The 26,768-nt window shown below is 71.1% G+C and carries 29 protein-coding genes; 14 read left to right on the top strand and 15 right to left on the bottom strand.

Annotated elements, in window-relative coordinates:
• The 12 genes from NJ376_RS06835 to aroA form a co-directional block, all read right to left on the bottom strand.
• A partial coding sequence (locus NJ376_RS06835; protein WP_252952501.1) for an NAD(P)H-dependent glycerol-3-phosphate dehydrogenase occupies positions 1-970 on the bottom strand: 970 nt, incomplete at its 3' end.
• A complete protein-coding gene (locus NJ376_RS06830) occupies positions 971-1,798 on the bottom strand; it encodes a 23S rRNA (adenine(2030)-N(6))-methyltransferase RlmJ (RefSeq protein ID WP_252952504.1) in 828 nt (275 codons plus the stop codon).
• A 131-nt stretch (positions 1,799-1,929) separates the two neighbouring features.
• Positions 1,930-2,643 carry an SDR family NAD(P)-dependent oxidoreductase gene (locus NJ376_RS06825; protein WP_252952500.1) on the bottom strand — a complete coding sequence of 238 codons (714 nt, stop codon included), beginning with the start codon at positions 2,641-2,643 and terminating at the stop codon, positions 1,930-1,932.
• A 98-nt stretch (positions 2,644-2,741) separates the two neighbouring features.
• Positions 2,742-4,223, bottom strand: coding sequence for an amidophosphoribosyltransferase (gene purF, locus NJ376_RS06820; protein WP_370288018.1), 1,482 nt, complete (start codon positions 4,221-4,223; stop codon positions 2,742-2,744).
• Positions 4,224-4,231: 8 nt separating this feature from the next.
• Positions 4,232-4,792, bottom strand: a complete 561-nt coding sequence (locus NJ376_RS06815) for a CvpA family protein (RefSeq protein ID WP_252952499.1) — start codon at positions 4,790-4,792, stop codon at positions 4,232-4,234.
• Positions 4,793-4,853: 61 nt separating this feature from the next.
• Positions 4,854-5,459, bottom strand: coding sequence for an ABC-type transport auxiliary lipoprotein family protein (locus NJ376_RS06810; RefSeq protein WP_252952498.1), 606 nt, complete (start codon positions 5,457-5,459; stop codon positions 4,854-4,856).
• Entirely contained in the window at positions 5,456-6,460 is a 1,005-nt protein-coding gene (locus NJ376_RS06805) for an MlaD family protein (RefSeq protein WP_252952497.1), read from the bottom strand. Before NJ376_RS06805 ends, NJ376_RS06810 begins: the two co-directional genes overlap by 4 nt.
• Positions 6,457-7,212, bottom strand: coding sequence for an ABC transporter ATP-binding protein (locus NJ376_RS06800; protein WP_252952496.1), 756 nt, complete (start codon positions 7,210-7,212; stop codon positions 6,457-6,459). The genes NJ376_RS06805 and NJ376_RS06800 overlap by 4 nt, the downstream gene beginning before the upstream one ends.
• A gap of 2 nt (positions 7,213-7,214) precedes the next feature.
• Positions 7,215-8,321 carry an ABC transporter permease gene (locus NJ376_RS06795; RefSeq protein ID WP_252952495.1) on the bottom strand — a complete coding sequence of 369 codons (1,107 nt, stop codon included), beginning with the start codon at positions 8,319-8,321 and terminating at the stop codon, positions 7,215-7,217.
• A 5-nt stretch (positions 8,322-8,326) separates the two neighbouring features.
• Positions 8,327-9,115, bottom strand: a complete 789-nt coding sequence (locus tag NJ376_RS06790; RefSeq protein WP_252952494.1) for a TrmH family RNA methyltransferase — start codon at positions 9,113-9,115, stop codon at positions 8,327-8,329.
• A 466-nt stretch (positions 9,116-9,581) separates the two neighbouring features.
• Complete coding sequence (gene cmk, locus NJ376_RS06785; protein ID WP_252952493.1) at positions 9,582-10,211, bottom strand: (d)CMP kinase; 630 nt, start codon at positions 10,209-10,211, stop codon at positions 9,582-9,584.
• The gene (gene aroA, locus NJ376_RS06780; protein WP_252952492.1) at positions 10,208-11,557 is read right to left on the bottom strand and encodes a 3-phosphoshikimate 1-carboxyvinyltransferase; all 1,350 of its coding nucleotides are present in this window, start codon (positions 11,555-11,557) and stop codon (positions 10,208-10,210) included. Before aroA ends, cmk begins: the two co-directional genes overlap by 4 nt.
• A gap of 124 nt (positions 11,558-11,681) precedes the next feature.
• Between aroA and NJ376_RS06775 the strand changes: the two genes are divergently transcribed.
• The 5 genes from NJ376_RS06775 (at position 11,682) to NJ376_RS06755 (ending at position 17,241) form a co-directional block, all read left to right on the top strand.
• A complete protein-coding gene (locus NJ376_RS06775; RefSeq protein ID WP_252952491.1) occupies positions 11,682-12,008 on the top strand; it encodes a TIGR02300 family protein in 327 nt (108 codons plus the stop codon).
• A gap of 114 nt (positions 12,009-12,122) precedes the next feature.
• Entirely contained in the window at positions 12,123-13,301 is a 1,179-nt protein-coding gene (recF, locus tag NJ376_RS06770; protein WP_252952490.1) for a DNA replication/repair protein RecF, read from the top strand.
• Positions 13,302-13,355: 54 nt separating this feature from the next.
• A complete protein-coding gene (gene gyrB / locus NJ376_RS06765; RefSeq protein ID WP_252952489.1) occupies positions 13,356-15,806 on the top strand; it encodes a DNA topoisomerase (ATP-hydrolyzing) subunit B in 2,451 nt (816 codons plus the stop codon).
• Positions 15,807-16,404: 598 nt separating this feature from the next.
• A complete protein-coding gene (locus NJ376_RS06760) occupies positions 16,405-16,689 on the top strand; it encodes a hypothetical protein (protein WP_252952488.1) in 285 nt (94 codons plus the stop codon).
• Positions 16,690-16,692: 3 nt separating this feature from the next.
• Complete coding sequence (locus tag NJ376_RS06755) at positions 16,693-17,241, top strand: hypothetical protein (protein WP_252952487.1); 549 nt, start codon at positions 16,693-16,695, stop codon at positions 17,239-17,241.
• Here NJ376_RS06755 and NJ376_RS29195 read toward each other — a convergent pair.
• Positions 17,172-17,519, bottom strand: coding sequence for a helix-turn-helix domain-containing protein (locus NJ376_RS29195; RefSeq protein WP_370288013.1), 348 nt, complete (start codon positions 17,517-17,519; stop codon positions 17,172-17,174). The two genes, NJ376_RS06755 and NJ376_RS29195, sit on opposite strands and share 70 nt — an antisense overlap.
• A 254-nt stretch (positions 17,520-17,773) precedes the next feature.
• Between NJ376_RS29195 and NJ376_RS06750 the strand changes: the two genes are divergently transcribed.
• From NJ376_RS06750 to NJ376_RS06715, 8 genes are all read left to right on the top strand, one after another.
• Entirely contained in the window at positions 17,774-18,214 is a 441-nt protein-coding gene (locus NJ376_RS06750) for a hypothetical protein (protein ID WP_252952486.1), read from the top strand.
• 124 nt (positions 18,215-18,338) lie between these two features.
• On the top strand, positions 18,339-19,019 hold the full coding sequence (locus tag NJ376_RS06745) for a hypothetical protein (protein WP_252952485.1): 681 nt from the start codon (positions 18,339-18,341) through the stop codon (positions 19,017-19,019).
• Positions 19,020-19,091: 72 nt separating this feature from the next.
• Entirely contained in the window at positions 19,092-19,340 is a 249-nt protein-coding gene (locus tag NJ376_RS06740) for a hypothetical protein (RefSeq protein ID WP_252952484.1), read from the top strand.
• Positions 19,341-19,431: 91 nt separating this feature from the next.
• Entirely contained in the window at positions 19,432-19,662 is a 231-nt protein-coding gene (locus NJ376_RS06735; protein WP_252952483.1) for a hypothetical protein, read from the top strand.
• A complete protein-coding gene (locus NJ376_RS06730) occupies positions 19,655-20,407 on the top strand; it encodes a hypothetical protein (RefSeq protein WP_252952482.1) in 753 nt (250 codons plus the stop codon). The genes NJ376_RS06735 and NJ376_RS06730 overlap by 8 nt, the downstream gene beginning before the upstream one ends.
• 871 nt (positions 20,408-21,278) lie before the next feature.
• Positions 21,279-21,545, top strand: a complete 267-nt coding sequence (locus tag NJ376_RS06725; protein ID WP_252952481.1) for a hypothetical protein — start codon at positions 21,279-21,281, stop codon at positions 21,543-21,545.
• Complete coding sequence (locus NJ376_RS06720; RefSeq protein ID WP_252952480.1) at positions 21,542-21,901, top strand: hypothetical protein; 360 nt, start codon at positions 21,542-21,544, stop codon at positions 21,899-21,901. Before NJ376_RS06725 ends, NJ376_RS06720 begins: the two co-directional genes overlap by 4 nt.
• Before the next feature lie 289 nt (positions 21,902-22,190).
• A complete protein-coding gene (locus NJ376_RS06715; protein ID WP_252952479.1) occupies positions 22,191-22,535 on the top strand; it encodes a type II toxin-antitoxin system CcdA family antitoxin in 345 nt (114 codons plus the stop codon).
• A 213-nt stretch (positions 22,536-22,748) separates the two neighbouring features.
• Here the strand turns inward: NJ376_RS06715 and NJ376_RS06710 are convergent, their stop codons facing one another.
• Positions 22,749-23,408 carry a glycine zipper family protein gene (locus NJ376_RS06710; RefSeq protein WP_252952478.1) on the bottom strand — a complete coding sequence of 220 codons (660 nt, stop codon included), beginning with the start codon at positions 23,406-23,408 and terminating at the stop codon, positions 22,749-22,751.
• Between the two features lie 668 nt (positions 23,409-24,076).
• Here NJ376_RS06710 and NJ376_RS06705 point away from each other — a divergent pair.
• Entirely contained in the window at positions 24,077-25,357 is a 1,281-nt protein-coding gene (locus tag NJ376_RS06705) for a sensor histidine kinase (protein WP_252952477.1), read from the top strand.
• A 508-nt stretch (positions 25,358-25,865) separates the two neighbouring features.
• On the opposite strand, the gene NJ376_RS06700 is transcribed toward NJ376_RS06705, so the two are convergent.
• Positions 25,866-26,291 (bottom strand): DUF1003 domain-containing protein, encoded by a 426-nt coding sequence (locus tag NJ376_RS06700; RefSeq protein ID WP_252952476.1) that lies wholly within the window; start codon positions 26,289-26,291, stop codon positions 25,866-25,868.
• Positions 26,292-26,768: the final 477 nt, after the last annotated feature.

The following is a 26,768-nucleotide window of genomic DNA, read 5'->3' as shown; positions in this document are numbered from 1 at the left end:
ACTCGTCCCGCCGCGGCCGCGCCAGCAACTGCTCCATCGCCGCCGGCACCGTCAGCTCGCCCGCCACCAGCGCCGCCACCGCCGCGCAGATCGGCAGCTCCACCCCGGCGGCCGTGGCGCGCGCCACCAGGGCCGGCGCCGTTGCCACGCCCTCTGCCACGCTCACCTTGCCGGCCAGCGCCTGGTCAATGCTCTGCCCGCGCCCCAGCGCCAGCCCCAGCGCGGTGTTGCGGCTGGAAGGGCCCGTCGCGGTCAGCAGCAGGTCGCCCATGCCGGAAAGGCCCGCCGCCGTCTCCGCCTTGCCGCCCAGCGCCACCACCAGCCGCGCCAGCTCGGCGAGGCCCCGCGTCACCAGCGCCGCCCGCGCATTCTCGCCGAGCCCGGCGCCGATCACCGCCCCGGCGGCGATGGCGATGACGTTCTTCGCCGCACCGCCCACCTGGACGCCGACCGGATCCTCGCTGCCATAGAGCCGGAAGCCCGGCGTCCCCAGCGCTGCCGCCACCTGCTCCCGCAGCGCCGCGTCGCTGCTGGCCACCACCGCGGCGGCGGGCAGGCCGGCCGCCACCTCGGCCGCGAAATTCGGGCCGGAGAGCATGGCGGCGGGGAGGCCCGGATGGGTCTCGGCCAGCACCTCCAGCGGCAGGCGCAGCGTCGTGCGCTCCACCCCCTTGGCCGCGACCAGCGCCGGCGGCAGGGCCAGGCTCGCGACGACGCCGCGCAGATGCTGCGCCGGCACGGCCAGCACGACGAAATCCGCCCCGGCCAGCGCCGCCGCCGCCTCCGCCGTCAGCGCGATGCCCGCCGGCAGCGCCACCCCCGGCAGATGCCGCGCATTCTCCCGCGCCGCCGCCATGGCGGCCACCCGCCCGGCATCGCGGCCCCAGAGCGTGACCTCCGCCCCCGCCCGCGCCGCTTGCACGGACAGCGCCGTGCCCCAGGCCCCGGCGCCGAGCACCGCGATGCGCATCTATTCCTCCGCCACCTGCGTCATGGCCCAGCCCTGGCCCGCCTCGCCATCCCCCAGCCGCGCCAGCAGCGCGGCCAGGATGGCGCCGCCCTCCGTCTCGAAGCGGAAGGGTGGGTTGGCGACCAGCAGCCCGCAGCCATTCAGCCGCTGCGGGTCCACCGGCTCCCGCAGCCACAGCTCCGCCGCCACCAGGTCCCGCAGCCCTCGGTCCTGCAGCGCGTGGTGGAAGGCGCGCACCGGGGCGCGGTGCTTGATGGGATACCAGCAGGCCACCGGCAGGAAGCGGCAGCGCTTCGCCAGCAGCGCCAGCGCCTCGACCATGCGGTCGAACTCCCCCTCCTGCTCGAAGGGCGGGTCGATGAGGATGAGGCCGCGCTTCTCCGGGAAGGGGGTCAGGGCGCGCAGCGCCTCCCAGCCATCCCGCTTGTGTACCGCTACCTGGGCGTCGCCGCGGAAGCGGGCGCGGAGCAGCGCGTGGTCCTCCGGGTGCAGCTCGCAGGCCATCAGCCGGTCCCCTTGCCGCAGCAGGGCGCGGGTGAGGGCGGGGGAGCCGGGATAGGCGGCAGGCGCGCCGAATTCGCGGCAGAGCGCGACGTAATCGGCCAGCGGCCCGTCCCCGATGTCCAGCAACCGGCCGATGCCGCCATGCCATTCCCCGGTGCGCTGCGCCTCGGGCGCGGCCAGGTCGTAGCCGCCGATCCCCGCATGGGTGTCGAGCACCGCGAAGGGCGCCGGCTTGGCGGCGAGGGCCCGCAGCAGCCAGACCAGCAGGGCGTGCTTCAGCGCGTCCGCGAAATTCCCGGCATGGAAGGCGTGGCGGTAATTCACCCCCCCGCCGGTAGCGCCGCTGCGGGGCGCCGGCAATGGCCTCGCCGCTTCTTCCACCTGTGGTCCGAAGGTGGGCAGGCGCCGGAGGGGCCGCCGGCCCCGCCTCACGCTGCCGATCACAGCCGTGGGCCTCAGCCCCGGCTGAACGGGATCACCGCGCCATGCCGGGTCTCTTCAGCCAGGCAGAGCGCGGCGATGGAAGGCGCCACCTCCGCCGGCTGGGTCAGGCTGGCGGGGTTCTCCCCCGGCATCGCCGTGCCGCGGAGCTGGGTGGCGACCGGCCCGGGATCGAAGAGGTTCACCCGGAGCGGGGTGTTCGCCACCTCCGCCGCCCAGGACAGCGCCAGGTGCCGCTGCCCCGCCTTGCCGAAGCCGTAGAGGCCCCAATAGGCGCGCGGCTCCGCCGCCACCGTATCGGTCAGCACCACGGCACGGCCGGCGGCGGCGGCGCGCAGCGGCGGGTCGCAGGTGCGGATCAGCCGCCAGGTGGCGGAGAGGTTCACCGCCACCGCCTCCTGCCAGTCCCGCGGCATGATGTGGGCGACGGGCGTCAGCTTGGCCAGCAGCCCGGCGGCATGCACCAGGATGTCCAGCCGGCCGAAGCGATTGAGGATGGAGGGGCCGAGCAGGTCGAGCTTCTCGCCATCCTTGATGAGGTCGAGCGGAAAGAGCGTCGCCTGCCCGCCCGCGGCGCGGATCCGGTCGTCCAGCTCCTCCAGTGCGCCCTGGGTGCGGGCGGTCAGCACGCAATGCGCGCCGAGCCGGGCGAGTTCCAGCGCCGTCGCCGCGCCGATGCCGCGCGAGGCCCCCGTGACCAGCGCGACGGATCCTTCAAGCGGCTTCATGGCAGTGTCATCCGGCTTCGCCGGCCATGCGGCGCGCGCCGGGGACCGGCGCGGCGATGGCATCAGGCGGTGTCATGGGCGGTGGCTAGGGGGTCGGGTCAGCTCGCCTGCAGCAGCGAGAGCTGCCGGTCGTTGTTGTCCTGGCTGTCGGTCAGCGGAATGGCGTAGTCGCCGGTGAAGCAGGCGTCGCAGTAGCGCGGCCTGGCCGGGTCCCGCCCCGGCTTGCCCAGCGCCCGGTACAGCCCGTCGAGCGAGATATAGGCCAGGCTGTCCACGCCGATGATCTGCGCCATTTCCTCGAGGTCGTGCTTCGCCGCCAGCAGCTTGCCGCGCTCCGGCGTGTCGATGCCGTAATAGCAGCTATGGGTCGTGGGCGGGGAGGAGATGCGCATATGCACCTCCTTCGCCCCCGCAGCGCGGACCATTTCGACGATCTTCTTGCTGGTGGTGCCGCGGACGATGCTGTCGTCCACCAGGATCACCCGCTTGCCCTCCAGCATCGGCCGGTTGGCGCTGTGCTTCAGCTTCACGCCCAGGTGGCGGATCTGGTCGGTCGGCTCGATGAAGGTGCGGCCGACATAGTGGTTGCGGATGATGCCGAGCTCGAAGGGGATGCCGCTTTCGGCGGCGTAGCCCATGGCGGCGGGCACGCCGCTGTCCGGCACCGGCACCACCACATCGGCCGGCACCGCGCTCTCCCGCGCCAGCTCGGCGCCGATGCGCTTGCGCGTCTCGTACACCGGCGTGCCCTCCACCACGGAATCGGGGCGGGCGAAGTAGATGTACTCGAAGATGCAGAAGCGGTCCTGGTGCTTGCCGAAGGGCTTGATGCTGTGCACGCCCTGGTCGTCGATGACGATGATCTCGCCCGGGTCGATGTCGCGCACGAATTCGGCGCTGACGATGTCGAGGGCGCAGGTCTCGGAGGACAACACCCAGGAGACCGGCTGGCCATCCCCGCCGCCGAGCCGCCCCAGCACCAGCGGCCGCACGCCGAGCGGGTCCCGCGCCCCGATCAGCGCGCCATTGTGCAGCGCGACCAGCGAATAGGCCCCCTGCACCTGCCGCAGCGCGTCGATCAGCCGGTCCACCACGGTGGAGTAGAGGCTGATGGCGATGAGGTGGATGAACACCTCGGAATCGGTCGTGGACTGGAACAGGCAGCCGCGCTGCACGAGCGAGCGCCTGAGGCCGAGGGCGTTGGTGAGGTTGCCGTTATGCGCCACGGCGAAGCCGCCGAAGGCGAAATCGGCATAGAGCGGCTGGACGTTGCGCAGCGCGGTCTCGCCGGTGGTGGCGTAGCGGTTGTGGCCCAGCGCGGCGCGACCCTTCAGCCCTGCCATCACCTTGGGGTCGGAGAAGGTGTCGCCGACCAGCCCCTGGCCCTTATGGGCGTGGAAGATGCCGCCATCGTCGAGGGCGACGATCCCCGCCGCTTCCTGGCCCCGGTGCTGCAAGGCATGCAGGCCGAGCGCGGTGAGGGCGGCGGCGTCGGTCGCGTTCCATACGCCGAAGACGCCGCATTCCTCGTGGAATTTGTCGTCCTCGCCGGACCAGGGGTGGGTGGACATCTCGGGCATCGGGCTCCTCACGACCGGTTGCGGGCCGGCGGGCGCATATAGTCCTCGAGCGTCGGCTCGCGCTTGTCGTCCGGGACGGCGACACGAGGGCGGTATTCGGGCGGCAGATGCGCCACCAGCCAGCGCGCGCCATCGACCACGAGCGGCAGCGAACGGGCGTCGCGTACCGGCTCCGGCCAGCGCTCGGCGGCAGGGAGGAGCATGCCGCCGATGATATAGGTGAGGATCACAAGAAAGGCACCCCGGCCGAGGCCGAAAAGCAGCCCCAAGGCACGGTCCGTGCTGCCCAGGACACTATCCTGCACCCGCCGCGCGATCAGCGCAATGATCAGCTTCAGGACCAGCAGCACGACGAGGAAGATGCCGCCGGCGGCCAGCGCATCCGCCAGCCAGGGCGGGTCCACCGACCCGGCAAGGAAGGGAGCCACCTGCGGGCGGAGGATGAGGGCCAGGATGGCGGCGCCGATCCAGGCGCCCACCCCCAGAACCTCATGCACCAAGCCCCGCATGAAAGCGAGCGCCGCCGAGACGACGAGCACCGCCAACACTACGCCGTCCACCCAGGTCATCGGCCGGGGTATAGCGGCGGCGAGGGCAGCGAGTCCACGCGGCAGGCGGCGGCGCCGCCCCTCACCGCCGCCCCGTCGCCGTGGCCGTCGCCAGCCTGCCCTCCACCTGCTCCAGCGCCACGCCCAGCGCTGCCGTCATCGCTGCCGCTTCCGCGGCCGGGCCGGTGCCCGACAGCGGCGCTTCCCCGGTCACGGTGAACTGATCCAGCACCCGCCCGGCCTCGCCGGCCTCCGTCATCAGCAGGCCGGAAAGACGGGCCCGCGCCAAGCCCTCCGCCCGCACCGCCTCCAGCCCGCTCAGCTCCGCCTCCAGCACCAGATCCGCACGGAGCCGGGAGCCGGGGGCGGTGACGGCGGCGAAACGGCCGCTGGCGGTGAGCTGCCGGCGCAGCGCCTCCTCCGCCAGATCGGCCGGCGGCGCCACCCATTCCGCCCAGGGCTCCATCACCACCTGGCCATCCGCCTCCAGCACCCGCAGCCCGCGGGCCTCCAGCCCCGGCGCCGCCCGGAAGGTCCGCACCAGCAGCACCGGCGCCCGCCGCGGCGCCGGCCGCGCCGCCCCCAGCGGCGGCGAGAGGGTGAAGCGCTGCACCGGCCGGTAGGGCCGTTCCGGCAGCAGGCTGCAGCCCGGCAGCGCCAGCAGGGCGAGGAGCGCGCGCCGCCTCATCGCCGCGCCTCCGGCGCCGGCGGCGGCGCCCCCAGCAGCAATTGCGAGGGCGAGCGGCGAAGTTGCTCCGTGGTGTCCCGCAGATTGCTGGCGGCGGCGCGCAGGTCCCGCAGGATCGGCGCCAGCTCCGCCTGCACGTCGGTGGTGGTGCTGCGCGCCCCGCGCAGCGTCGCCTCCGCCGCGGTCAGCGTGCCCGGCAGCCGCGCCATCGCCCGCCGCGCCTCGGCCGAGGCGGCTTCCAGATTGGCCAGGGTCTGCTTCAGCTCCGGCGCCGCCAGCAGGGCGCGGGCATCCTGGGCCGTGCCGCGCAGCTCCGCCATGGTGCCCGGCACGTCGGCGCGCTCCGCCGTCTCCCGCAGGCTGCGCAGCAGCAGGTTGGCCTCCTGCAGCATCTGGGCCAGCTCCCCGTCCTTGAGCTGGCCCTGCAGCGCCTCCACCAGCGCCGCCAGCTTGCCGGGCAGGTCGGCGTCGCGGAACCGGGCGAGCAGCTCCTCCGCCGCGGTCTGCACCTGGGCGACGGTGGAGGGGATGGCGGGGATGTAGGGGTTGCGCGGCGTCCAGGGCACGTCACGCGGGGGAAAGCGCTCCGGATCCACGAAATCCACCTCCAGGTAATTCACGCCGGTGATGCCCTGGGAGGCCATGCGGACCCGGAGGCCCTGCTTCACCGCCTCCTCGATCGAGGGCGTCTCGCCGATCCGGCTGCTGTCCACCAGGAAGCGGACGTAGACGAGCTGGAAGGCGGCGCCGAAACTGTCCCCCTGCGGCCGCCGGTATTCCGAGGAGACGAGGCCGATCTGCGACACCCGGCCGATGGCGACGCCGCGGTAGCGGACCGGCGCCCCCACCTCCAGCCCCTGCACCGATTCCCGGATATAGGTCTCGTACAGGAAGGCGGTGCTGCCGAAACGGTTGGCGGTGAAGAACAGCACGAAGCCGATCGCCAGAGCGATCCCGGCCAGCACCAGCGCGCCGACGCGAAAGTAAAGGCCGCGGTTCACTCCTCCATCGCCTCCCGCCGGAAGAAGGCGCGCACCGTGGGATGGGTACTTTCCTCCCTGAGCTTTCTCGGGTCGCCGGTCGCGATCACGCCCTTCGCCGTCTTGTCCAGCATCAGGCAGCGGTCGCCGATGGCGAGGATCGATTGCAGCTCATGCGTCACCACGACGAAGGTCGTGCCCATCTCCCGCGCCAGCTGCTTGATCAGCCGGTCGAGCCCGGCCGAGGTGATGGGGTCGAGCCCGGCCGAGGGTTCGTCCAGGAAGAGGATCGGCGGGTCGAGCGCCATGGCCCGGGCGATGCCGGCGCGCTTGGCCATGCCGCCCGAGATCTCCGCCGGCAGGCGCCGCGCCGCGTCGCCCAGGCCAACGAGGCCGAGCTTCACCCGCGCCACCTCCCGCCGCGCCTCCTCCGGCAGGTCGCTATGTTCCTCCAGCGGCACCATGACGTTCTCCATCAGGTCCAGCGAGCCGAACAGCGCGCCGGACTGCCACATGACGCCGATTCGCCGCAGCAGGGCCCGCCGCGCCGAGCCCTCCACCGCCCCGACCTCCTGGCCGAGGATGACCACCTTCCCGGCGCTGGCCCGGTAGAGGCCGATCATGTGCTTCAGCAGCGTGGACTTGCCGCTGCCGGAGCCGCCGAGGATGACGAAGATCTCGCCGCGCCGCACCTCGAAGGAGACGTGCTCGAAGATCGTCCGCCCGCCGAAGCTGGCGGCGAGGTCCTCCACCTGGATGACGCTCTCTGCCATGCCTACCAGCCCAGCCGGTAGAAGAGGATGGCGAAGATGCCGTCCAGCACCACGATGGCAACGATGCCGGCGACGACCGCCGAGGTGGCGGCATCGCCCACCGCCCGCGGCCCGCGCCCGGCGGCCAGCCCGGCGCGGCAGCCGACGAAGCCGATGGCGCCGCCGAACACTGCCGCCTTGAGCAGCCCGCCCGCCAGATCGCCCAGCTTCACCGCGGTCTGGAGCTGGTGGATGACGGCGATGGGCGGGAAGCCGAGGCTCGCCATCACCACCCCCATGCCGATGAGGCCGGTGAGGTCCATCAGCAGGGCGAGCACCGGCATGACCAGCACGGCGGCGACCAGCCGCGGCAGCACCAGCCAGGCGAGCGGCGAGATGCCGATGATGCCGAGCGCGTCCACCTCCTCGTTCACCACCATCGTCCCAAGCTCCGCCGCATAGGCGGAGCCGGTGCGGCCGGCGAGGATGATCGCCGCCATCAGCGGCCCCAGCTCCCGCAGCAGGGAGATGCCGACGAGGTTCGGAATGAAGATCTCGGCGCCGAATTGCCGCATCGGAATGCTGGACTGGAAGGCGAGGATGATGCCGATCAGCGTCCCCAGCAGGACGGTCAGCCCGAAGGCGCGCAGCCCCGCCTCGTCCAGGTGGCGCAGCAGCTCCCCGAGGCGGAGCCGCGCCGGGCGGCGAAACAGGCCGAGGAAGGTCACCACCACCTCGCCCAGGAAGCCGATGCGGGAGAGGTAGTCCGCCCCCGTCCTCACCACCGCCCGGCCGAGGGCGGCGACCGGCGGCAGGGGGCGGGGCGGCGGCGGCGGGTTGGCCGCCTCGAGGGCGGTGCGGCAGCGTTCCAGCATCGCCTTGGCCGGGCCCTCCGCCAGCCCCTGCCATTCCGTGGGCGCCGCCTGTTCCAGCCGCAGCAGCAGCACCGCCCCGGCGGTGTCCAGGCTGGCGAGGGCTTTCGCCTCGATCACCAGCCGCTTCGCCTTGCCGAGCTGGGGGAGGAGGTGGCGCCAGGCGGCGCCGATCGCGGGCAGCTCCAGCGTCTCCGGCAGGCGCAGCCGGGCGGCGCTGCCCTCCCAGGCCAGATCCAGCTCCGTTACCTCCGCCACCCGCCTCAGCCCCGCGGCCGCAGCGCGTAGAGCAGCACCGCGGCGGCGGCGCTGACATTCAGGCTCTCCACCAGGCCGGAGCCGGGCAGCGTCACCCGCGCCTCGCAGGCGGCGAGCGTTTCCGGCCGCAGCCCCTGCTCCTCATTGCCCAGCACCAGGGCAATGGGGCGGTCGCGCGGCAGCGCCTCGGGCGGCTGGCCACCGGCGGCGACGGCGGCAACCGTCAGCACCGGGCGGCCGAGGGCGGCGGGGAGGGAGGCGAGGCCGGGCAGGCGATGCACCGCGAGATGCTCCAGCCCGCCCTCCGCGGTGCGGAAGGCGGCGTCGGACAGCTCCGCCTGGCGTGGGTCCATGGTGAGGAAGAGTGCGCGGCAGCCGAGGAAGGCGGCGCTGCGGGCGATGGCGCCGAGATTGTGCGGATTGCCGATGCCGTCCAGCACCGGGTGCAGCATGGCAGCCCGCACGCCCTCCGGCAGCGGCCCCGCCAGGGGCTCCGCCACCCGGCGGGCGGCGATGGCGCAGATGCCGCCATGGTGCTGGGTGCCGGCAATGCGTTCCAGCTCCTCGGCCGGCACTTCCCGGTAGGGGCGGCGCTTGCGGGCGAGATAGGCGCAGAGCGGCCCGGCCACGCCCCGGCGTTCCGGCACATAGAAGAGCCGCGCCACCTGATCCGCCCGGCGCAGGAACAGGGCCTGGACCGGGGCGACGCCGCAGATCCGGCTCTGCCGGTCCGGCCCTGGTCCCTCCGGCGCGGGCCGGGGGCGGGTGTGCAGGGCAAGGCGGTCTTCGATCAAGGCAGGGTCCGTCGCGATTTCGCGCCCCAATTGGCGATCCGGGGGGGCGAACGGAAGCCCTGTTCGGCCGCCAGATGGCGCGCGGCACAAAACAATACAGGGAAAACAAGGGGAAGAATCGGCCGATCCTGCTGCAAGTTCAGTCCAGTGTCTCAGCCTCGGGACCCGCATCGGGGTCCGGGGACCGATCCGGCCCCGTTGGGCGCGGGCGGCACCCCACCAACGGGCAAGGCCCTCGATCTTTCCCTGGTTCCCATGTTTTAGAGCATGTTCGGTTCACATGCGTTCACCGAAACTGCTTCGCACGCTTGTTGGCAGAACAGATTCGCGCCTGCGGGCGATGCCGCCCTGCGGCGATCTGTTCTAGAGCAGATCGCGTTCAGACGGAAGCATCTGAACGCGTGAAGATCCTCGCAAAACAACGGCCTGGAGCAGGCTGCGTGAGCGCAAGCGAACGCAGCATGCTCTAGCGCAGCCTCTCCCGCACCAGCGCCAGCGCGGCGGCGAAGGCCGCCTCTGCATCCAGCTCGGTGGTGTCCAGCACCACCGCATCCTCCGCCGGCCGCAGCGGGGCGACGGCGCGGGCGGAATCCTGGGCGTCGCGGGCCGCCATTTCGGTGGCGACGGTGGCCAGTTCCGCCGCCACGCCGCGGCCCAGCAGCTCCCGCCAGCGCCGCGCCGCCCGGGCTTCCGTGCTGGCGGTGACGAAGAGCTTCACCGGCGCCTCGGGGAAGACCACGGTGCCGATGTCCCGCCCGTCCAGCACCGCGCCATGGGTGCGGCCGAAGGCCCGCTGCCAGTCCAGCAGGGCGGCGCGCACTTCCGGAATGGCGGCGACGGCGCTGGCGGCGCGGTCCGCCTCCGGCCCGCGCAAATCGGAACGCTGGAGGTCGGCGGGGCTCAGGCTCCGGGCGGCCGCCGCGGCGGTTGCGGGGTCGCGCGGATCGCCCGCCGCATCCAGCACGCGGCGGCCGGTGGCGCGGTAGAGCAGGCCGGTATCCAGGTAGGGCAGCCCGAGCTCCGCCGCCAGGCGCCGGGCCAGGGTGCCCTTGCCCGCCGCCGCCGGGCCGTCCACGGCGATGACCGGCGCCGTCATGCCGCGGCGATCGCGGGCTCGCCCGCCAGGCTGTTCATCAGCGCGGCGAAGCCGGGGAAGCTCGTTTCGATGAAACCGGCATCGTCCACCGCCACCGGGCGCTGGCTGGCGAGCCCCATGACCAGGGCGCTCATCGCCAGCCGGTGGTCCATATGCGTCGCCACCGTGCCGCCGCCCGGCAGTTCTCCGCCGGTGCCGCCGACGATCAGGTCGTCGCCCTCGATCCGGGCCGAGAGGCCGTTGGCCGCCAGCATGGCGGCGGTGGCGGAGAGCCGGTCGCTCTCCTTCACCCGGAGCTCGGCGAGGCCGCGCATCCGCGTCTCGCCATGCGCGGCGGCGGCCAGCACGGCGAGGATCGGGTACTCGTCGATCATCGAGGGGGCACGGCCGGGCGGCACCTCCACCCCCTGCAGCGGCCCGTATTCGGCGGTGAGGTCGCCGACCGGCTCGCCGCCCTCGGTGCGGGCATTCGTCACGGTCAGCCTCGCCCCCATCTCCCGCAGCGTGGCGAAGAGCCCGGTCCGCAGCGGGTTCAGCCCGACATTGGCCACGGTGACGGCGGAGCCCGGCACCAGCAGGGCGGCGGCCAGCAGGAAGGCGGCGGAGGAGGGGTCGCCCGGCACCAGGATGGGGGCGGCCGCCAGCTCCGGCTGGCCCTCCAGCTCGATGACCCGGCCCTGGGGCGTGTCCGCCACCCTGACCGTGGCGCCGAAATGCCGCAGCATGTTCTCCGTGTGGTCGCGGGTCGGCTCCGGCTCGGTGATCCGGGTGGTGCCGCGGGCGCAGAGGCCGGCCAGCAGGCACGCCGATTTCACCTGGGCGGAGGCGACGGGCAGCCGGTACTCCAGCGGCAGCGGATCCGCCGCGCCCCGCACCGCCAGCGGCAGCCGCCCGCCCTCCCGCGTCCAGAAGCTGGCGCCGGTCGCGGCCAAAGGCTGGGTGACACGCAGCATGGGGCGGCGCCGGAGCGAGGCGTCGCCCGTCATCACCGCGAAAAGCGGGTGGCCGGCCAGCAGCCCGCAGAGCAGCCGGGCGGCGGTGCCGCTATTGCCCATGTCCAGCACATCGGCCGGCTCGGTCAGCCCGCCGACGCCGCGGCCCGCCACCCGCCAGGCGCCGGGGCCAAGCTGTTCCACCGTGGCGCCGAGCTGGCGCATGGCGGCGGCGGTGCGCAGCACATCCTCGCCTTCCAGCAGGCCGGTGATCTCGGTGGTGCCGACGGCCAGCGCCCCGAACATCAAGGCCCGATGGCTGATGGATTTGTCGCCCGGCACGCGGTGGGTGCCGGAAAGGCCGCGTGCGGGGCGGCGGGCGCGCAGCGGGCGTGGTTCGGCGGAATGGGCCATGGGGCGGCGTTTGACATGGGGGGGCGCCCCGTGGCAATGCGCCGGACCTGATTTTGGCCGCCCGCACGAAGCCGCCACGCCAACCCTTCGTGCGGGCGGTTCGCTGAAAGCGAGGCTTCACCCCATGGCCAAGCCCGAACTGGGCCTCAAGCGCGTCTGCGTCGCCTGCGGCACGAAATTCTACGACCTGACCCGTGCCCCCGCCATATGCCCGAAATGCGGCACCGAGCAGCCGGCCGAGCAGCCCCGGCTGCGCCGCGCCGCCGGCGCCCTGCCGGCCGACGACAAGCTGAAGAAGCGCGCCCTGGTGCCGGAGGCCGAGGGGGACGATGTCGAGCTCGAGGATGTCGAGGCCGATGAGGCCGTCGAGGATGCCGAGGAGTTGGAGGACGAGGCGGACGCCATCGGCGAGGAGATCGAGGTGGAGGGGGACCGCGACGAGGAGTCGTGAGCCCTTGGGGGCGCTGCCCCCAAGCCTCCGCCGGGACTTGGCCCCGGACCCCGGTCCGGGCCCCGGGCCTCGCCGGCTGAATCTGCCGAGCCGGGGCGGAGCCCCGGCCGCCTGATGCCCGCCCCCCTGCTGCACCTCACCCGCCTGATGCTGCGCGATTTCCGCAGCTGGCCCGCCCTGACGGTGCCGTTCCAGGCGCGGATCGTCGCCATCAGTGGCGAGAACGGTGCCGGCAAGACCAATCTGCTGGAAGCCATCAGCCTGCTCGGCCCCGGCCGCGGCCTGCGCGGCGCCCGGGCGGCGGAACTGAGCCGCCGCCAGGGCGAGGCCCTGCTGCCCTGGGCCGCCGCTGGCCGCTTCGAGAGCCCTTGGGGCAGCTTCGACCTCGGCACCGGCACGCCGGAGAGCGGCCGGCCGGAGCGGCGCAGCTTCCGCCTGGATGGCGCCCCGTTGCGCACCCAGGCGGAGCTGGCGGAGCGCGTCGCCGCCGTCTGGCTGACCCCGCAGATGGACCGGCTGTTCCAGGACGGCGCCGGCGACCGCCGCCGCTTCCTCGACCGCCTGGTCTGGGCGCTGGAGCCGCACCATGCGCGGGAGGTCGCCTCCTACGAGAACGCCATGGCGCAGCGGAACCGGCTGCTGGTCCAGGCGCGGCGGGAGGGGCGGGGGGCGGACTCGTCCTGGCTGGCCGGGCTGGAGGATGCCATGGCGCGCCATGGCGTGGCGCTTTCCGCCGCTCGCCGCGGCCTGGTGGCGCGGCTGAACGCCACCCTGAAAGGGGGCGTGACCGGCGGCTTCCCCGCCGCCCGGCTCGGCCTCGCCTGCCCGGTGGCCGCCGCGCTGGACGGCGCCCCGGCGCTGGCGGTGGAGGACGGGCTGCGCGCCGACTGGGCCGCGAACCGGGGGCGGGACGCCGCGGCGGGGGCGACGCTCTCCGGCCCCCACCGCGCCGACCTGCTGATGACCCATGTGCCGAAGGAGATCCCCGCCGCCCTCTGCTCCACCGGGGAGCAGAAGGCGCTGCTGGTGGCGGTGGTGCTGGCGCATGCGGCGCTGATCGAGGCCCATCGCGGCTTCGCGCCGCTGCTGCTGCTGGACGAGGTGGCGGCGCATCTGGACGAGAGGCGGCGGGAGACGCTGTTCGCCGCCCTGGCCGCCCTGCCCGCCCAGAGCTTCCTCACCGGCACGGATCCGGCGGTCTTCCGTCCGCTGCGCGGCCTGGCGGAAGGCTTCCGGGCGGCGGGCGGGGAACTTGTTCCGGATACAGATTTACCCGTGCCGGAAGCCCGCTGAATCCCTATATTCAGCTCACCTTCCCGCCGCATTCCCAAGGAGTAGGCCGCCGGCATGAGCAACGCCGCTGCGCGCGATGAATCCAGCCCCGAGAAAAACGGGGGGGATGACTACAACAGCGCCTCGATCACCGTCCTCAAGGGGCTGGAAGCCGTCCGCAAGCGGCCGGGCATGTATATCGGCGATACCGATGACGGCTCCGGCCTGCACCACATGGCCTTCGAGATCATCGACAACGCGGTGGACGAGGCCCAGGCCGGCTTCGCCGACCGGGTCGAGGTCACGCTGAACGGCGATGGCAGCGTCACGGTGCGCGACAATGGCCGCGGCATCCCCACCGACCTGCATGCCGAGGAGGGCGTCTCCGCCGCCGAGGTGGTGCTGACGCGCCTGCATGCCGGCGGCAAGTTCAACCAGAACTCCTACAAGGTCTCCGGCGGCCTGCACGGCGTCGGCGCCGCCGTCGTCAACGCGCTGTCCGAGTGGATGGAGGTGAAGATCTGGCGCAACGGCCAGGAGCACTTCATCCGCTTCGAGCATGGCGAGACGGTGCAGCCGCTGAAGGTGGTGGGGCCGTCCGACGCGCCGGGCGGCACGGAGGTGACCTTCAAGCCCTCCGGCCAGACCTTCACCAAGACCGAATACGAATTCGCCATCCTGGAGCGGCGGCTGCGGGAGCTGGCCTTCCTGAACAGCGGCCTGGCCATCGCGCTGAAGGATGACCGGCACGTCCCGGCGCAGGAGGTGTTCTTCCAGTTCCGCGGCGGCCTGACGGCCTTCGTCGAATGGCTGGACCAGGGGAAGGAGCCGCTCTTCCGCCCGCCCATCTCCCTGGTAAGCAAGGACACCGACATCGGCATCCGCGTCGAGCTGGCGATGTGGTGGAACACCTCGCCGCGCGAGGTGGCGCTGTGCTTCACCAACAACATCCCGCAGCGCGACGGCGGCACCCACCAGGCGGGCTTCCGCCAGGCGCTGACCCGCGTGGTGATGAAGTATGCCGAGGAGCTGGCGAAGAAGGAGAAGGTGGAGCTCTCCGGCGAGGACATGCGCGAGGGCCTGACCTGCGTGCTCTCCGTGAAGGTGCCGGACCCGAAATTCTCCTCCCAGACCAAGGACAAGCTGGTCTCCTCGGAGGTCCAGCCGGTGGTGCAGGTGGCGGTCGCCGACGCCCTGACCCATTGGTTCGAGACGCATCCGAAGGAAGCCAAGGTCGTCCTCGACCAGGTGGTGCTGGCGGCCGCGGCGCGGAAGGCGGCGCAGTTGGCGCGGGAGAAGGTGGGGCGGAAGAACGCCCTCGAATTCTCCACCCTGCCGGGCAAGCTGGCCGATTGCCAGGAGAAGGACCCGACCAAGTGCGAGCTCTTCCTCGTCGAGGGTGACAGCGCGGGCGGCTCCGCCAAGCAGGGGCGCAACCGCGTCTTCCAGGCGATCCTGCCGCTGAAGGGCAAGATCCTGAACGTGGAGCGCGCGCGGATGGACAAGATGCTGTCCTCCGCCGAGATCGGCACGCTGATCACCGCGCTCGGCACCGGCATCGGCCCGGGCGAGCCGGCCAAGGGTGGCTTCGACCCGACCAAGCTGCGCTACGGCCGCATCGTCATCATGACGGACGCGGATGTGGACGGCAGCCATATCCGCACCCTGCTGCTGACCTTCTTCTTCCGGCAGATGCCGCAGCTCATCGAGCAGGGGAATCTCTACATCGCCCAGCCGCCGCTCTACCGCGCCAAGCGCGGGAATGAGGAGCGCTACCTGAAGGACGACCGGGCGCTGGAGGATTACCTGCTGGAGAAGGCGCTGAACGGCGCCGCGCTGCGGCTGGCCGATGGCCGCGAGGTGGCGGGCGAGGCGCTGCGCGGCGAGGTGGAGAAGCTGCGCCAGGTCTCGGCACGGGTCCGCCGCATGGCGCAGCAGGTGCCGGTGGAGATCCTGGAGCAGGCGGCGATCGCCGGCGCCCTGACGCTGGAGCCGAGCCGCGCGCTGGCCGCCGGCCAGGCCCTGGCGGGGCGGCTGGACGCGCTGGCCCCGGCGCATGAGCGCGGCTGGATCGCCACGGCCGGCGCCGATGGGCTGACCCTGGCCCGCACCGTCCGCGGCGTGACGGAGCGCCACGCGCTGAACGCCGTCGCGCTGCGCAGCGCCGAGGCGCGCTGGCTGGATGAGCGGCGGGAAGCCCTGGCGCGCGACTATGCCGGCGGCGCCGCGCTGCTGCTGGATGGCGGCGAGCACAAGGTGGCCGGGCCGGTGGCGGCGCTGGACCGCATCCTGACGCAGGGCCGCAAGGGCCTCGCCATCCAGCGCTTCAAGGGGCTGGGCGAGATGAACCCCGACCAGCTCTGGAAGACCACGCTGGACCCGGAGGCGCGGACGCTGCTGAAGGTGAAGGTGGACGATGTGGAGGATGCCGAGCAGATCTTCTCCACCCTGATGGGCGATGTGGTGGAGCCGCGGCGGGAGTTCATCGTCAGCAATGCGCTGAAGGTGGCGAACCTCGACGTCTGAACCCGTCCTGTCGGGCGCCAGAATAAGCTGCCAAATGACGCAGTAAGTGGCGTGTCAGCCAAAGATTGGGAATCTGTCACGCTAAGATTGGGGCGCCCTGACTCAAAGGTTGGCACAGGGGTGAGCTGACCTCCCCAGGATAATTGTCCTCGGGAGGTTGGCGATTGGCTCCAAAAAGCTCCCCCGCTGGCCGATCTCTATGGACAGACCGGCAAAAGGTGAGACTCGATCGGCAAAAGATGAGATTTTCGCCGACTTCTCCAGCTCTCCAACCTAGTCGAATGCGAGGCTCGGAATTCTGAGCTCCGCACTATCGGGCAAGCCTCGGATGGCGCAGACCGAACGTACGAGGTTGGGCCCCGAGGCGGTCATACGGATATATGGCCAGCTTTCCTGCGCCATTCCCCGACTCCGACCGGCTCTTCCGCGGTCGAGTGACTCCCACCCGCTTTCGAGGAACGCGGGGAGAGCCCAACGAGGATGAGCGCTCTGCAGCACCCGCAGGTTGGCTCAGCGGAAATCCCAGCTTCCCACACTCAAAGTGGGCTCCATTCCCCCTCGTCCCAGGTCACCTTGGCTACAGGTCAAGGAGGCCAGCATGGAACACGACGCCGCCGAAACCCCAGAGCGCCAGCGTCTCCACTGCGTCCGGTTCGCCGACGCGCCCGACGCGCCCTGGGAGGCGGCCATGGCTCTGTTGGCGCAGGCGGTGACCCTGGCTGGCATTCGCCTGCCAACACCGGACGGGCGCATGAAGCGTCAGGACGCGACCAAGCTGATGGCGGCCTTGGTCAGCCTGGGCGGCCAGGTGCCAAGGGCTCCAAAGCGAGATGCGGGCGGCGCCGTACCCGTCGACGTCGGCGCCACGCTCGGATCCCGGTGACGCATGCCAGTCCCGACGAGTGACGACCTACTCCGCCCCGCCCTCATGCTCCTGGCTTACGACAACGAGGGCTCGGCAGGTGACCACCAGACCTTCCGCGGCGTCCTCGACGAGGCCTACGCCGCCGCTCGAGTGGTCTTCCCGGTCGTGCGCATCGATGTCCGCCTCTGGGTGCCAGAAATGGAGGCATCCGCAATCGGGCGCGGCGTTTCCGCCGGAAACTGGCATCGAGACGACGCCGAGCCAGGATGCGTCATCATCGACGTCGAGGGAACCTCGTGGCAGTACCCCGAGGGCGTGACCGCGATTTCGACGATGGGCACCTTCGTCGGTCTCGCTGCAAGCATCGTCGCGGCGCGATTGATGCGCGAGGAGGAGCTCGGCGCCGCGATGCTCGCCCGAGTGCTCGCTGCCACCCGGGCTATCCTTGAAGCCCGCGGGGTCGATCCAAGGACCATTCGTCAGGCGGATCGCTGCGGCAACTATTCAGCGCCGCTCCCTGTTTCCGACCGGCTTCTCCGCGATCGAGTGGCACCCACCCGCTTTCGTTGACTGCCGGGCATTTCGCTTCCCTCGCTGTCTGATGAGCCGCGCGATGGCCTCGCATGCCGAATGCCTTCGCGGTCAGCCGTTTGGTCGTAGAGAAATTCGATCCCGCAGGCGATCAGCGCCTTGGTCAGCGCCTCCACGGTGGCCACCCGGGCGTTGGTGTCGCCAACTTCGAGGCGCCTCAACGCGCTTACGCTCACGCCAGCCCGCTTGGCGAGTTCGGCCTGCGTCACGTTGGCGAGGATTCGTGCAGCGGCGAGGAGCCGCGGCGAAGGCAGCATGCTCCCGCTTTTCCGGAACTAACCCTGTCGGCGCCAATGTTGACAGCCTGCCGTCAGGCGCTTGTCCAGCGAATCCTTGGCGTATCCCTTTGAACATGCTCCAAAGCTCTTTGAAAGCGCTTTTTCCGTTGAGGTACGGCACTGTGCGTGCCATGGTCCGCCACCTCGGGCCGCGGAGTCGCGTCGGCGCCGAGCGGAAGCTGACAGCACGAGGGTGCGTGGTGCCTGATCATGATCGGTTGCTGCATGCAGTGATGGACCCCTGGTGCCTCGTGCAACTCGCCGACGGCACCGAGGCCCTGTTCGGGTTCGCCGTCGAGCACGCCGGGACCGGCGGCCTCTCGTGGGTCCTCAGCACCTCCGTTGTCTGGCTGGACGTGGAGGCCGGTCGGGCGCGAACCCTCAGCGGCAGACGCTATACGCTCGGCCGCCGCATCACCGCGATTGAGCTGCCCACCGAGGAGGCTAGGATCGCGTTCGCCTTGCTGGTGTCGCCGCATCTCGAGGACCCGGAGACAGGCCCCCCGTTCGCCGGAGACGCCGACCTCGCCGCGACCTGGGTGGCGGCGTGCAAGATGGCGCGGCACCTTAAGATGGACGCGCCGCCGCTCCACGATCCGGCAGCAATCAGGGATTTCGTGACCAGCAACATGGAGCGCTACGTGATGCTCCGGAACGGGCGAAGGCCATCCTGATGCGTGCGTGGACGAAGCGAGGCTCCGCACCGCTCGCCAGGCCGCTGCCGGTCGACAGGGCACCGAAGCATTCTGCGCTCGCAAGCAGCCAGTTCAAACCCGTGGCCACGGAAGGGGCGAGTTCATGAACTCGGATCGCAAGGCCGGTCGCGGCGGCTCCGCGACCGGTAGCAGTGTTCGTGGACGTGGATCGCCCGAATACCTGCGCCGCGTGGCGATCCTTGCAATCGGTGGCGTCGACACCCCCGGAAACACATGCCTTCCGCGCGAGATCGCCGTCGCATTTCCGGACGACCGGCAGACGCTCACATGGCTCGTGGCGCCGGAGGCTGATTGGAGACGCCTCGAAGCGGAAGGCAGTGCTTCCTACAGGCAAGCTTCCGACCTGATCGGAATGGGCCGCGGCATGCCTCCGACCCTGGTTGCGCATCAGCTCGCAGAAGCGGTCGGCGATTGCGCCGTCTACACCGGCAACTGGATGCTGGCGCAGGCGTGGACGAAGTTGTTGTTCTCCACCATTGGCAGAGCCGAGCCGCCGTTCGAGATCCGCAACCTCGACAGGCTCATCGAGGAACAGGGCGCGCTGCCCTCCGAGTGCATGGGCGCCGTGCATGTGGCCGACGGTGACGTGCGGCGCGTCGCGCGAGCCGCGACCGAGGCGGCCTGGCACGCCGCACACCTGCTGGCGGTCCGCAGGCAGGTTCAGAACCGCACCGGGCGATGGCCACCGGCACCGCGGGCCAAGGAACCGCGCAGTCGATCGGCCCGACCGTCTCCGCAGCACAAGCAGGAGCCGGGATCATGACGACGCAAGCGGAGCGCCCAGCACCGCAGGCGGCGGAAGCCACACTGAGGTGCCGCCCCGGAGGAACGTCTTATGGAACGGCGCATGTGTGCCGCCATCGCGGTTGGACTCCTTGCGGGCAGCGCGAGCCTCGAACGTGCAGCTTCGTCACTCGCCAGCGGAAATGCCTCGGGCGCCGAGCGCCTGGTCATTCTCGTCATGTGGGCAGCCGGGATCGCGACGACGGGCTTCGGCGCCGGTGGCATTGCGTTCTGTGGGCTCGGGCTGGCCGAACTCTGGTGGGGCGACCGGCGGCGCCGCAAGGAAAGGACGGACCCGTGATGACACGGGCTTCGCCAGATCCGCCGTCTGCCGCCGTCGGCCCGACCGACGTCGAGGACTCCACCGGCCCGACAGCGACTGGGATCTCCTGGTGATCCCGCGCGACGACGTGCCGGAGGATGCAGATGAGCCGGTGCGCCTCTGGCGGCTCGGCCGGGACGCTGGCCTGATAGCGGACGTCCTCGCCGCGCGGGAGATGGAGGCCCGTGAGGCTCGTGCTGTCCAGTCCACGCTCATGTACGAGGTCGCGCTGGAGGGCGTGCGCATCGACCTCGCCTGCCCAGCCTCATCGGAAGTAGCTGGAGGCAACGTTCGTGCGTGACGCACTCGAGCAGCTGCTGTTCCACCGCTACCCGGGATTCTATGTCGGACGCCACATGCCTCTGACCGAGAACTTCATGGCATATGGCTTCACACATGGGGACGGCTGGTTCGCCATCGTCGACGTTCTGAGCGGCCTGGCCATCCAGATGATGAACCGAACCGGCAAGCGGATCATCGCCTCCCAGATCAAGGAGAAGCTCGGTGGGCTCCGCTTCTACGTGCGGAGAGCCGACGAATTCGTGGGCGGCGCAAGAGCCTTGGGCGAGCGCTACAGCTACAGGGTGAGCGAGTTGTCGGGCCGTCCCGGCGTGCTGCAGGTGGGCGACGGCCATTACTGCACTCTGGCTCCGGGCGAGCGCGCTGGTTACCACCCGGTCGAGCCAAGGGACACTCCTCTGCTCGGCGTGGGCGAGCCGGGCGCGCTGGATCGGCTGCGGGCGGAGTACGGCGCCCACGTGCCCGGCGGCATCGACGTGCCGGACGGCTGGGTCGACCTGGTCCAGGAGTTCATCCACGAGGACGTGGTGTTCCCGGCCAAGCGGAACGGCCGACAGGAAATGGCCCAGTTGGCATCCGTCGGCACCGATCAGGACGGCGCGCTCGTCATCGTGTGGACCGGCGAGCCGACTCTCGAGCAGCAGGGCCGCGCCGCGTTCGCCCGAGCCATGGCGAGCCGTATCGATCCTGTGTCCGGCGCGACCGGGCCGGTGGACGACGCCGGAGTTCCGGAGTGGGCGCGGTGAGCGGAGTCGAGCGCTGGACGGGCTCGACGTCCCGCTCCGCCGTGCAGGCAAAGAGCGGAGGCGACCCTATGGGGTGATCGGGCTGTACCGATTACGGCCCATGTTCAGCCCCATTCCTCATCGGCTGCTGGGGCGACAGCCTGCTGCGGGAGGCCGAGCACCTCGCCTCCGTCGGGGCGCTCCGCCGATAATGAGGCTGGAGAGGATGCACCCGTATCGCCTGCGACGGCCGCGGCACGGCGCTTTGGCGTTGTCCGCTGCGGCGAGTTTCGCGCGACCGTGGCGCGGGATCGCGGCTGGATCCTCCGGCGGCCCGGCGGGCACGCCAGCGCAGCGCAACAAAGACAGCGATGGGGGGCGACGGGCATGCTGCGTATGAGGAGAAAGGCCGGGTGGCGGAGGCGCCTCGTGCCACGGCCACGCCGCGGCCCTGTCGTTCACTCGGACCTGCGGGCGGCGCTCCGGCGGGTCCAGCGCCGCCGGGCCGAGACCCGCGCCGCCGGGAAAGTGCCGCCAAGCCTGGAGCCACGGGCGACGGAGCTGCGGAAGCGGGGCCGGGCCGCAGGTTTGCTGGGCCGACGGCGGATGGTGACATTGCACGTCACGCTTCCCGTGGGCCTTGTCGAGCGGGTGCTCTGGCTCAGTGGCGCGCGCACCGTACAGGAGGTGGTCGAACTGGCGCTGCTCAACATGTTCCTCAACCACTTGCCCGCTAAGGTGACGAGAGAAGGCGGCGGAGGGCGCTTCTCGACGCGGGTGCGCATGCGTTGTCTTGCCAGGAGCGGCCGACCATGACGCGGCGGCCTGCATCGACCCGGTTTCCGGCCAACGGTCCGGTGCTGGATGCTGGCATTCGGGACCGGGTGCCGTGATGCCGCCCATTCTGTTCCTCGACATTGACGGCGTGCTGCTCTCCGGCCGCGCTTGGCTGCTGCCCGCCAACCAGAGCCTGCAGGTCAGGGGAGCAGGTCTGTCAACGGCGCGGTCGACGGAGCTGATCGGACGGGATGAACGCGAGGAGACGCTGCGGCGCCTCGAGATTTCGGCCGCCGCCCACGCCGCGCGCAAGCGCGAGATGGACCGTGCCCTGGACGTGCTGCTCGACCGTGGCGAGGCAGAGAGGGACAAGGCTTCATGACCCTCGAGGGCGCGATTGGTCCCATTGGTGCGGCGCACCTACGGGGATTTGCCAGTGCAGCAGCAAAGGCGTTCCCTGGCCTGGTCGAACAGGTTGTGCTCCTTCTGCCGGTGCATCCGGACCCGGACTTTCCCCATCAGGTCGCGGTCATCCTGCGGATGGAGCCGTGCACCCAGGAGGAGGAGAAAGCCGTCCTCAGGAAGGCGCACACCGCATTCGGGCGGGCGGCGCTGCCCGCGACCATGGAAGGTCACGCCATCACTGTGTACGTCGTCCCCAGCTACGCCCGGGACTGGGTTTCCCAGCACTTCCCTGACCGCGCCATTGCCGTCGAGGTTGGAAAGGAGAACGGATGAGCTCGGGCACCAAGCAGTCGTCGCATGCCGACGTGCTCAGGATCCGCTTAGTGGATTTCGAGGCGTCGTCATTGGAGCTGGGCGGCTTTCCCGTCGAGATCGGTTGGTGCGATGCGGACGGCCAGGGCGAGGCCCAGCTCATCCATCCGGCGCCGGGGTGGACCGTGTGGAGCGTCGCCAGCCGGAGAATCCACGGCATCACGTGCGGGCGTCTCCTCGTTGAGGGCGAAGAGGCCGCGACAGCTTGGTGCCAAGTGAACCCGAAAGACCCGTCCTGGGAGGTCGCCCCATGCCCGCCTACCCGGTCAATCCCGTCGTCATGGCCGAGGCTCGCCGCCTCGCCGCCGAGGACCTGGACCGCGACCTCGATCGCGTCGCCGAACTACTGGCCGAGCAGGGGCACTACGGCCCGGACGGCAGGCCCTATCCCGCGCGGACGGTGGCCAACCTGCTGGACGAGGAGCTGAGACGTAGGCGCGACGACAGGTGGCGGGAGCGCAACCGCCCCGCGATGGACGACTTCAATTGCTGGCTCGAACGTGAAGGGCACAAGTTCCTGGCCGGTGGCGATCCGGAGGGATCCCGAAGCCGCACGGACGGCGTTCCCACGGCAGAGCCGAAGCGGCCCGACTAGGCTGCCTCAGCGAGCGGACGCCTGGCCCAGTGCTGGCCGACACGGGCACCGGAGAACAAGATGGCTGCGCCAGCGCCGCTCTCCGGGCGACAGCAGGGCAGCTGATCGGTTTCCTCCGGGATCCGCCTGCTGCTCATGTGATGCGGAGCTGGCAGGGAATGGATGAGGGCGATGTTCCGGAGCTGGTGACCGGTGGTTGGCAGATTCCGGCCGCTAGTGGCGGTGGCCGCGGCCGCCATGGCCACCAAAATGCCGGTGGCCACCGAAGTGGTGCCACCCGAAGTGATGGTGGCGATGGCCCCAGCCGCCACCGAAGAACCCGAACGACACCGCGGGGCCACCCCAGTAGGGACCGTAATACGACGGGGCACCCCAGTAGTACGGGGCACCGTAGTAGGTTCTCGGGCCGTAGAGGTAGGGCGTGCCCGCCGCGGTCGTCGGCATCTTGTTGCCGCTCGCGGCCATGCACTGGACATAGGCCGTATCGTACCGCTGCTGCAGGCTGCCCGCCGACGCCCGGGCGTTCCCGGCGCCGACAGCCGAGCCCGCCAGCAGGCCACCTCCCGCGCCGATCGCGGCGCCTGCCCCGGCGTTGCCACCCGCCGCGCCGAGCAGGGCGCCCGCACCCGCGCCGAGCGCTGTGCCCACCGCGGCGCTGCCGACGGCGCTCTGGTTCGCCGCCTGCTGGGGCGAGCCGCCGCCGATCTGCTGCTGCGCATGGCCCCGGCAGGCGGCGTCCTCACGCTGGAACTGGGCGAGGTCCTTCCCCTCCGGCGGGACCATCCAGACGTTTGGCCCCGTCGGCGGCGCGACGGCGCAGGCGCCGAGGGCGAGCACCCCGGCGAGTGCGGCGGAAGACCTGAAGCCCCGCATGGCGGCGTTTCTCCTGCCCGCTTCGCAGCTGTCCTTCGCCGGGCGGACTTGTGGGAAAAACGTCCTCGCCGACTGCCGGTTCGGCACGGCACGGCGCCGCCGCCCGAGGCCCCGGGCTTCCTCTCGTCGCGGCACCCGAGCGGACAACGACGTCATCCTAGCAGCCCTTCTAGCCGGAACCGCGCCGGACTATCCGGACGATGCTGAAGGCTTGGTCCTCCGCCTCGCCAGGCTGGTTTTCGCTGCCATCACGGCTTGCGCCTTTCTCGGCGGTGCGGCGGCTGCGCCCGCTCGATCACGGCCGCGGTGCGCGACGTGGATCCCGGGGTCGACGTTCAGGTGGACCTCGACCGGCGCGAGGTCGCGGTGGAAGGGACGGCGCGCGAGGGGGGGCGAGGGCGAGAGGCTGGCGGCCTGATGCGCCCGGCGCGCGAGTCCGGACCAGGATGAGAGGGCCACCGGCGGCGGGCCGTCCGCCAAGCCTTGCCTTCCGCGCGAGTGGGCAGGAACGCGATTACGTCAGCGGGGTTGAAGGTGCTCATTCCCATACTTGCCGGGGGCCCGTGGCACATTCCGATGACAGTGTGACAGACCCCGCCTCCAGCCCGGCAGGGCGGGATGAACGAGCCGAGGCACGCATTGCGGAGCTTGAAGCGGAAGTCGCCGTCTTGCGCAGGGCGCTCGCGCAGGCGGGCGTCTCGGCCGCGGAAGTGGCCGGACTGGACGCCGACGAACTCGCCCGCGAGCGAGCCGATCGTGCAGCAGACAGAGGGGTGGCGCAGTCGGCAGCGGTCGAGGCCGAGGCGCGGCACGGGCGGGAGATGGCAGCGGGCCGGGCGGACCTCGCGGCATCGCAGGCCGCCAACAAGGCTCTGCGTCGGGCGAATGCTGCTTTGGCCGAGAGTCGCGCGGCACTGCGCGCGCATGAGGAGCGGCTGCACCTTATCCTCGACAGCACCGCCGACTACGCCATCTTCACCACCGACCTCGACCGGCGCATCACCTCGTGGAACGCTGGCGCGGAACGGGTGCTGGGTTGGACCGAGAAGGAAATCTTGGGCCGCCCGGCCGACATCATTTTCACGCCCGAGGACCGTGCCGCCGGGGTGCCACAGCGGGAGGCGGCGACGGCCCTCGCGGAGGGGCGGGCTGAGAACGAGCGCTGGCACCTGCGCCAGGATGGTACGCGGTTTTGGGCCAGCGGGCAGTCGATGCCGCTGCGCGACCCGGCGGCGGGTTCAGAGGCGCCGCCCCTCGGACTCCTGGCGATCATGCGGGACCAGACGGACCGGAAACGTGCGGAGGAGCGGCGGGCGGTGCTGACGAACGAGTTGAATCACCGCGTCAAGAACACGCTTGCAGTGGTGCAGTCGCTCACGCGCCTGGGCACACGTGGCGCGTCGCCTGACCTCTCGTCCTTCGCGGCGGCATTCCAGAGACGCATCTTCGCGCTGGCGCGCGCGCATGACCTGCTCACGCACGAGGACTGGACCGGTGCGCCGCTCGACGGGGTGGTGCGGGCAGGTCTCACGCCCCTGGTGGTGGACGGCGGGCGAGTGGACCTGTCCGGCTGTGACGCGGAGGAGGTGTTCCTGCCAGCCGGTGCGGCGCTCACCCTGGCCATGGCCGTGCACGAACTTGCCACCAATGCCCTCCGGCATGGTGCGCTGTCCGTGCCCTCTGGACATGTCCGAGTGGCGTGCCGCGCCGCAAATGCCGAAAATGGTGGGACTGCCCGCGACACGGTGGAGTGGGTGGAGCGCGGCGGTCCGCCGATCGTCGGTCCGCCCGCCCGACGGGGATTCGGGCTGCGGCTGCTTGAGCGCGGGTTGGCGATGCAGTCGGGTATGGGCGCAGACCTTCGCTTTGAGCCCGAGGGCCTGCGCTGCACGCTGTACCTGCCGTCGTCCCGCCTCGCCCGCCCAGGTCGCAGGGCCGACGGCGCCTGACCGCCAGCACCGCCGTGGCCTCGACACGCGATCGCTACCGCTGCCTTAGTGACCGCGCCGCAGTCCGCACCGACGGCACGTCGGCGGCCCCGGCGCTGCGGCGCAGCGCTCGGCGGCCGGGTAAGGCGATGGCCTAGACCGTCCGCCCTGGCGCCGAGCGCAGTACCAGCTTTCCCCCGGCTCGCTCGATCAGCCACCGCGCTACGCCCAGCCCGACGCCGCCGTCCTCAGCCCCGGACGGGACACCCACGCCGTCGTCCTCGGCCAACACCTCGACTCCCCCTTGGCCGTCAGACGCGACGCGCACAGCGATGTGGCCGCCACCTGTCGCGGCGAAGGCATGCTCCCGCACCGGGGCAGAGCGCTGCGAGGTAGTCGCGCAGGCTCGTGCCATCACCCGAGAGACCGGCCCCGAGCAGGTGATCGTAGAGAGACGCCAGGGCGAATACCGCTGCAGGCGCAACGGAAACGCGCAAGGACCAACGACTGAACGGGTGAGGGAAAAAGGCTATTCGGAGGTTTGTTTGCTCTCTATCTCGTCGAGCACAGCTTCCGGGGCCACGTCTTTCTTGACCTCCGCGATTTCGGGGTCGGCGTTCGCCCGAACCCCGTCGCGCTCCGCCATCGCCGTGACAAGCTCCACAAGCTTGGTCAGTTCATGCTCCGTGAGCAGGCTAATGTGCAGGTCGAGGTCGGCCCGCTGGTCGGCCGCCGCCGCCATGCGGTTCTGGCTGATCAGCACGAAAGTGGAGAGGAAGATCGCCTCTACCGAGGCCACCATCGCCAGGATGACAAAGGAGGGGTCGAACTTGGGCACGCCGGGCACAACGCCAAGGTTGGCCACGATCCAGCTGCCATAGAGCGCAAGGTGGACGTAGACGAAGCCCATGCTGCCGGTGAAGCGGGTGATCGCCTCGGCGACCCGCGCCTCCATAGGTGCAGCGGCGGCCTCCTGTCTACGGCGCTCCTCTAACGCCTCGATGTTCCGTCTGAGTGCGCTGCTCAGGTCTTCGGGTCTTGGCGGTGGGACGGTCGGCGTCGCTTTGTCCATAGAGCTTGGTCCCCGCCGTCGGAAGGCGTGTTCGCTGCCGGTGGGATGCTCCGCCCTACGGCAGGCAGATAATGGGCCGTCGTGGGGTTGGTTCCTGCTGGCGAGGAAAGTAGCCATCCAGAGGTCGGCTCCGGCCCCGACCGGTCCCCCTACGAGGGCTCTCCCCACCCTGGTGGTTTAGTTCCGGCCGATCACCAGCGATCCGCTCCCGCTAGAACTCGCCTTTACCAGCGGCCGTTCTTGCAGCCGGGAAGCCATGCCCCGAGGAGGTTACGCCGCAGGCCATGAAAGGCGATCCACATTCGGCTGCGGTACAGACGCACCTCTCCGGTGCTTGGGCGGCGATAATGAGTCTCCGAG

Origin of the sequence: Siccirubricoccus soli (assembly GCF_024178315.1) — a bacterium.
GTDB classification, from domain to species: Bacteria; Pseudomonadota; Alphaproteobacteria; order Acetobacterales; family Acetobacteraceae; genus Siccirubricoccus; species Siccirubricoccus soli.
This window is presented reverse-complemented; position numbering and strand designations above follow the sequence as displayed.

What these genes read in the sequence shown, in the direction of transcription:
- NJ376_RS06775 (WP_252952491.1), top strand. Translation starts at nt 11,682, where the DNA reads ATGGCCAAGCCCGAACTGGGCCTCAAGCGCGTCTGCGTCGCCTGCGGC.
- gyrB (WP_252952489.1), top strand. Translation starts at nt 13,356, where the DNA reads ATGAGCAACGCCGCTGCGCGCGATGAATCCAGCCCCGAGAAAAACGGG.
- NJ376_RS06740 (WP_252952484.1), top strand. Translation starts at nt 19,092, where the DNA reads ATGGAACGGCGCATGTGTGCCGCCATCGCGGTTGGACTCCTTGCGGGC.
- aroA (WP_252952492.1), bottom strand. Translation starts at nt 11,557, where the DNA reads ATGGCCCATTCCGCCGAACCACGCCCGCTGCGCGCCCGCCGCCCCGCA.
- NJ376_RS06750 (WP_252952486.1), top strand. Translation starts at nt 17,774, where the DNA reads ATGGACCCCTGGTGCCTCGTGCAACTCGCCGACGGCACCGAGGCCCTG.
- NJ376_RS06815 (WP_252952499.1), bottom strand. Translation starts at nt 4,792, where the DNA reads ATGACCTGGGTGGACGGCGTAGTGTTGGCGGTGCTCGTCGTCTCGGCG.
- cmk (WP_252952493.1), bottom strand. Translation starts at nt 10,211, where the DNA reads ATGACGGCGCCGGTCATCGCCGTGGACGGCCCGGCGGCGGCGGGCAAG.
- NJ376_RS06745 (WP_252952485.1), top strand. Translation starts at nt 18,339, where the DNA reads ATGAACTCGGATCGCAAGGCCGGTCGCGGCGGCTCCGCGACCGGTAGC.
- NJ376_RS06725 (WP_252952481.1), top strand. Translation starts at nt 21,279, where the DNA reads ATGCCGCCCATTCTGTTCCTCGACATTGACGGCGTGCTGCTCTCCGGC.
- NJ376_RS06825 (WP_252952500.1), bottom strand. Translation starts at nt 2,643, where the DNA reads ATGAAGCCGCTTGAAGGATCCGTCGCGCTGGTCACGGGGGCCTCGCGC.
- NJ376_RS06800 (WP_252952496.1), bottom strand. Translation starts at nt 7,212, where the DNA reads ATGGCAGAGAGCGTCATCCAGGTGGAGGACCTCGCCGCCAGCTTCGGC.
- NJ376_RS06720 (WP_252952480.1), top strand. Translation starts at nt 21,542, where the DNA reads ATGACCCTCGAGGGCGCGATTGGTCCCATTGGTGCGGCGCACCTACGG.
- NJ376_RS06715 (WP_252952479.1), top strand. Translation starts at nt 22,191, where the DNA reads ATGCCCGCCTACCCGGTCAATCCCGTCGTCATGGCCGAGGCTCGCCGC.
- NJ376_RS29195 (WP_370288013.1), bottom strand. Translation starts at nt 17,519, where the DNA reads ATGCTGCCTTCGCCGCGGCTCCTCGCCGCTGCACGAATCCTCGCCAAC.
- purF (WP_370288018.1), bottom strand. Translation starts at nt 4,223, where the DNA reads ATGCCCGAGATGTCCACCCACCCCTGGTCCGGCGAGGACGACAAATTC.
- NJ376_RS06700 (WP_252952476.1), bottom strand. Translation starts at nt 26,291, where the DNA reads ATGGAGGCGCGGGTCGCCGAGGCGATCACCCGCTTCACCGGCAGCATG.
- NJ376_RS06755 (WP_252952487.1), top strand. Translation starts at nt 16,693, where the DNA reads ATGCCAGTCCCGACGAGTGACGACCTACTCCGCCCCGCCCTCATGCTC.
- recF (WP_252952490.1), top strand. Translation starts at nt 12,123, where the DNA reads ATGCCCGCCCCCCTGCTGCACCTCACCCGCCTGATGCTGCGCGATTTC.
- NJ376_RS06710 (WP_252952478.1), bottom strand. Translation starts at nt 23,408, where the DNA reads ATGCGGGGCTTCAGGTCTTCCGCCGCACTCGCCGGGGTGCTCGCCCTC.
- NJ376_RS06810 (WP_252952498.1), bottom strand. Translation starts at nt 5,459, where the DNA reads ATGAGGCGGCGCGCGCTCCTCGCCCTGCTGGCGCTGCCGGGCTGCAGC.
- NJ376_RS06760 (WP_252952488.1), top strand. Translation starts at nt 16,405, where the DNA reads ATGGAACACGACGCCGCCGAAACCCCAGAGCGCCAGCGTCTCCACTGC.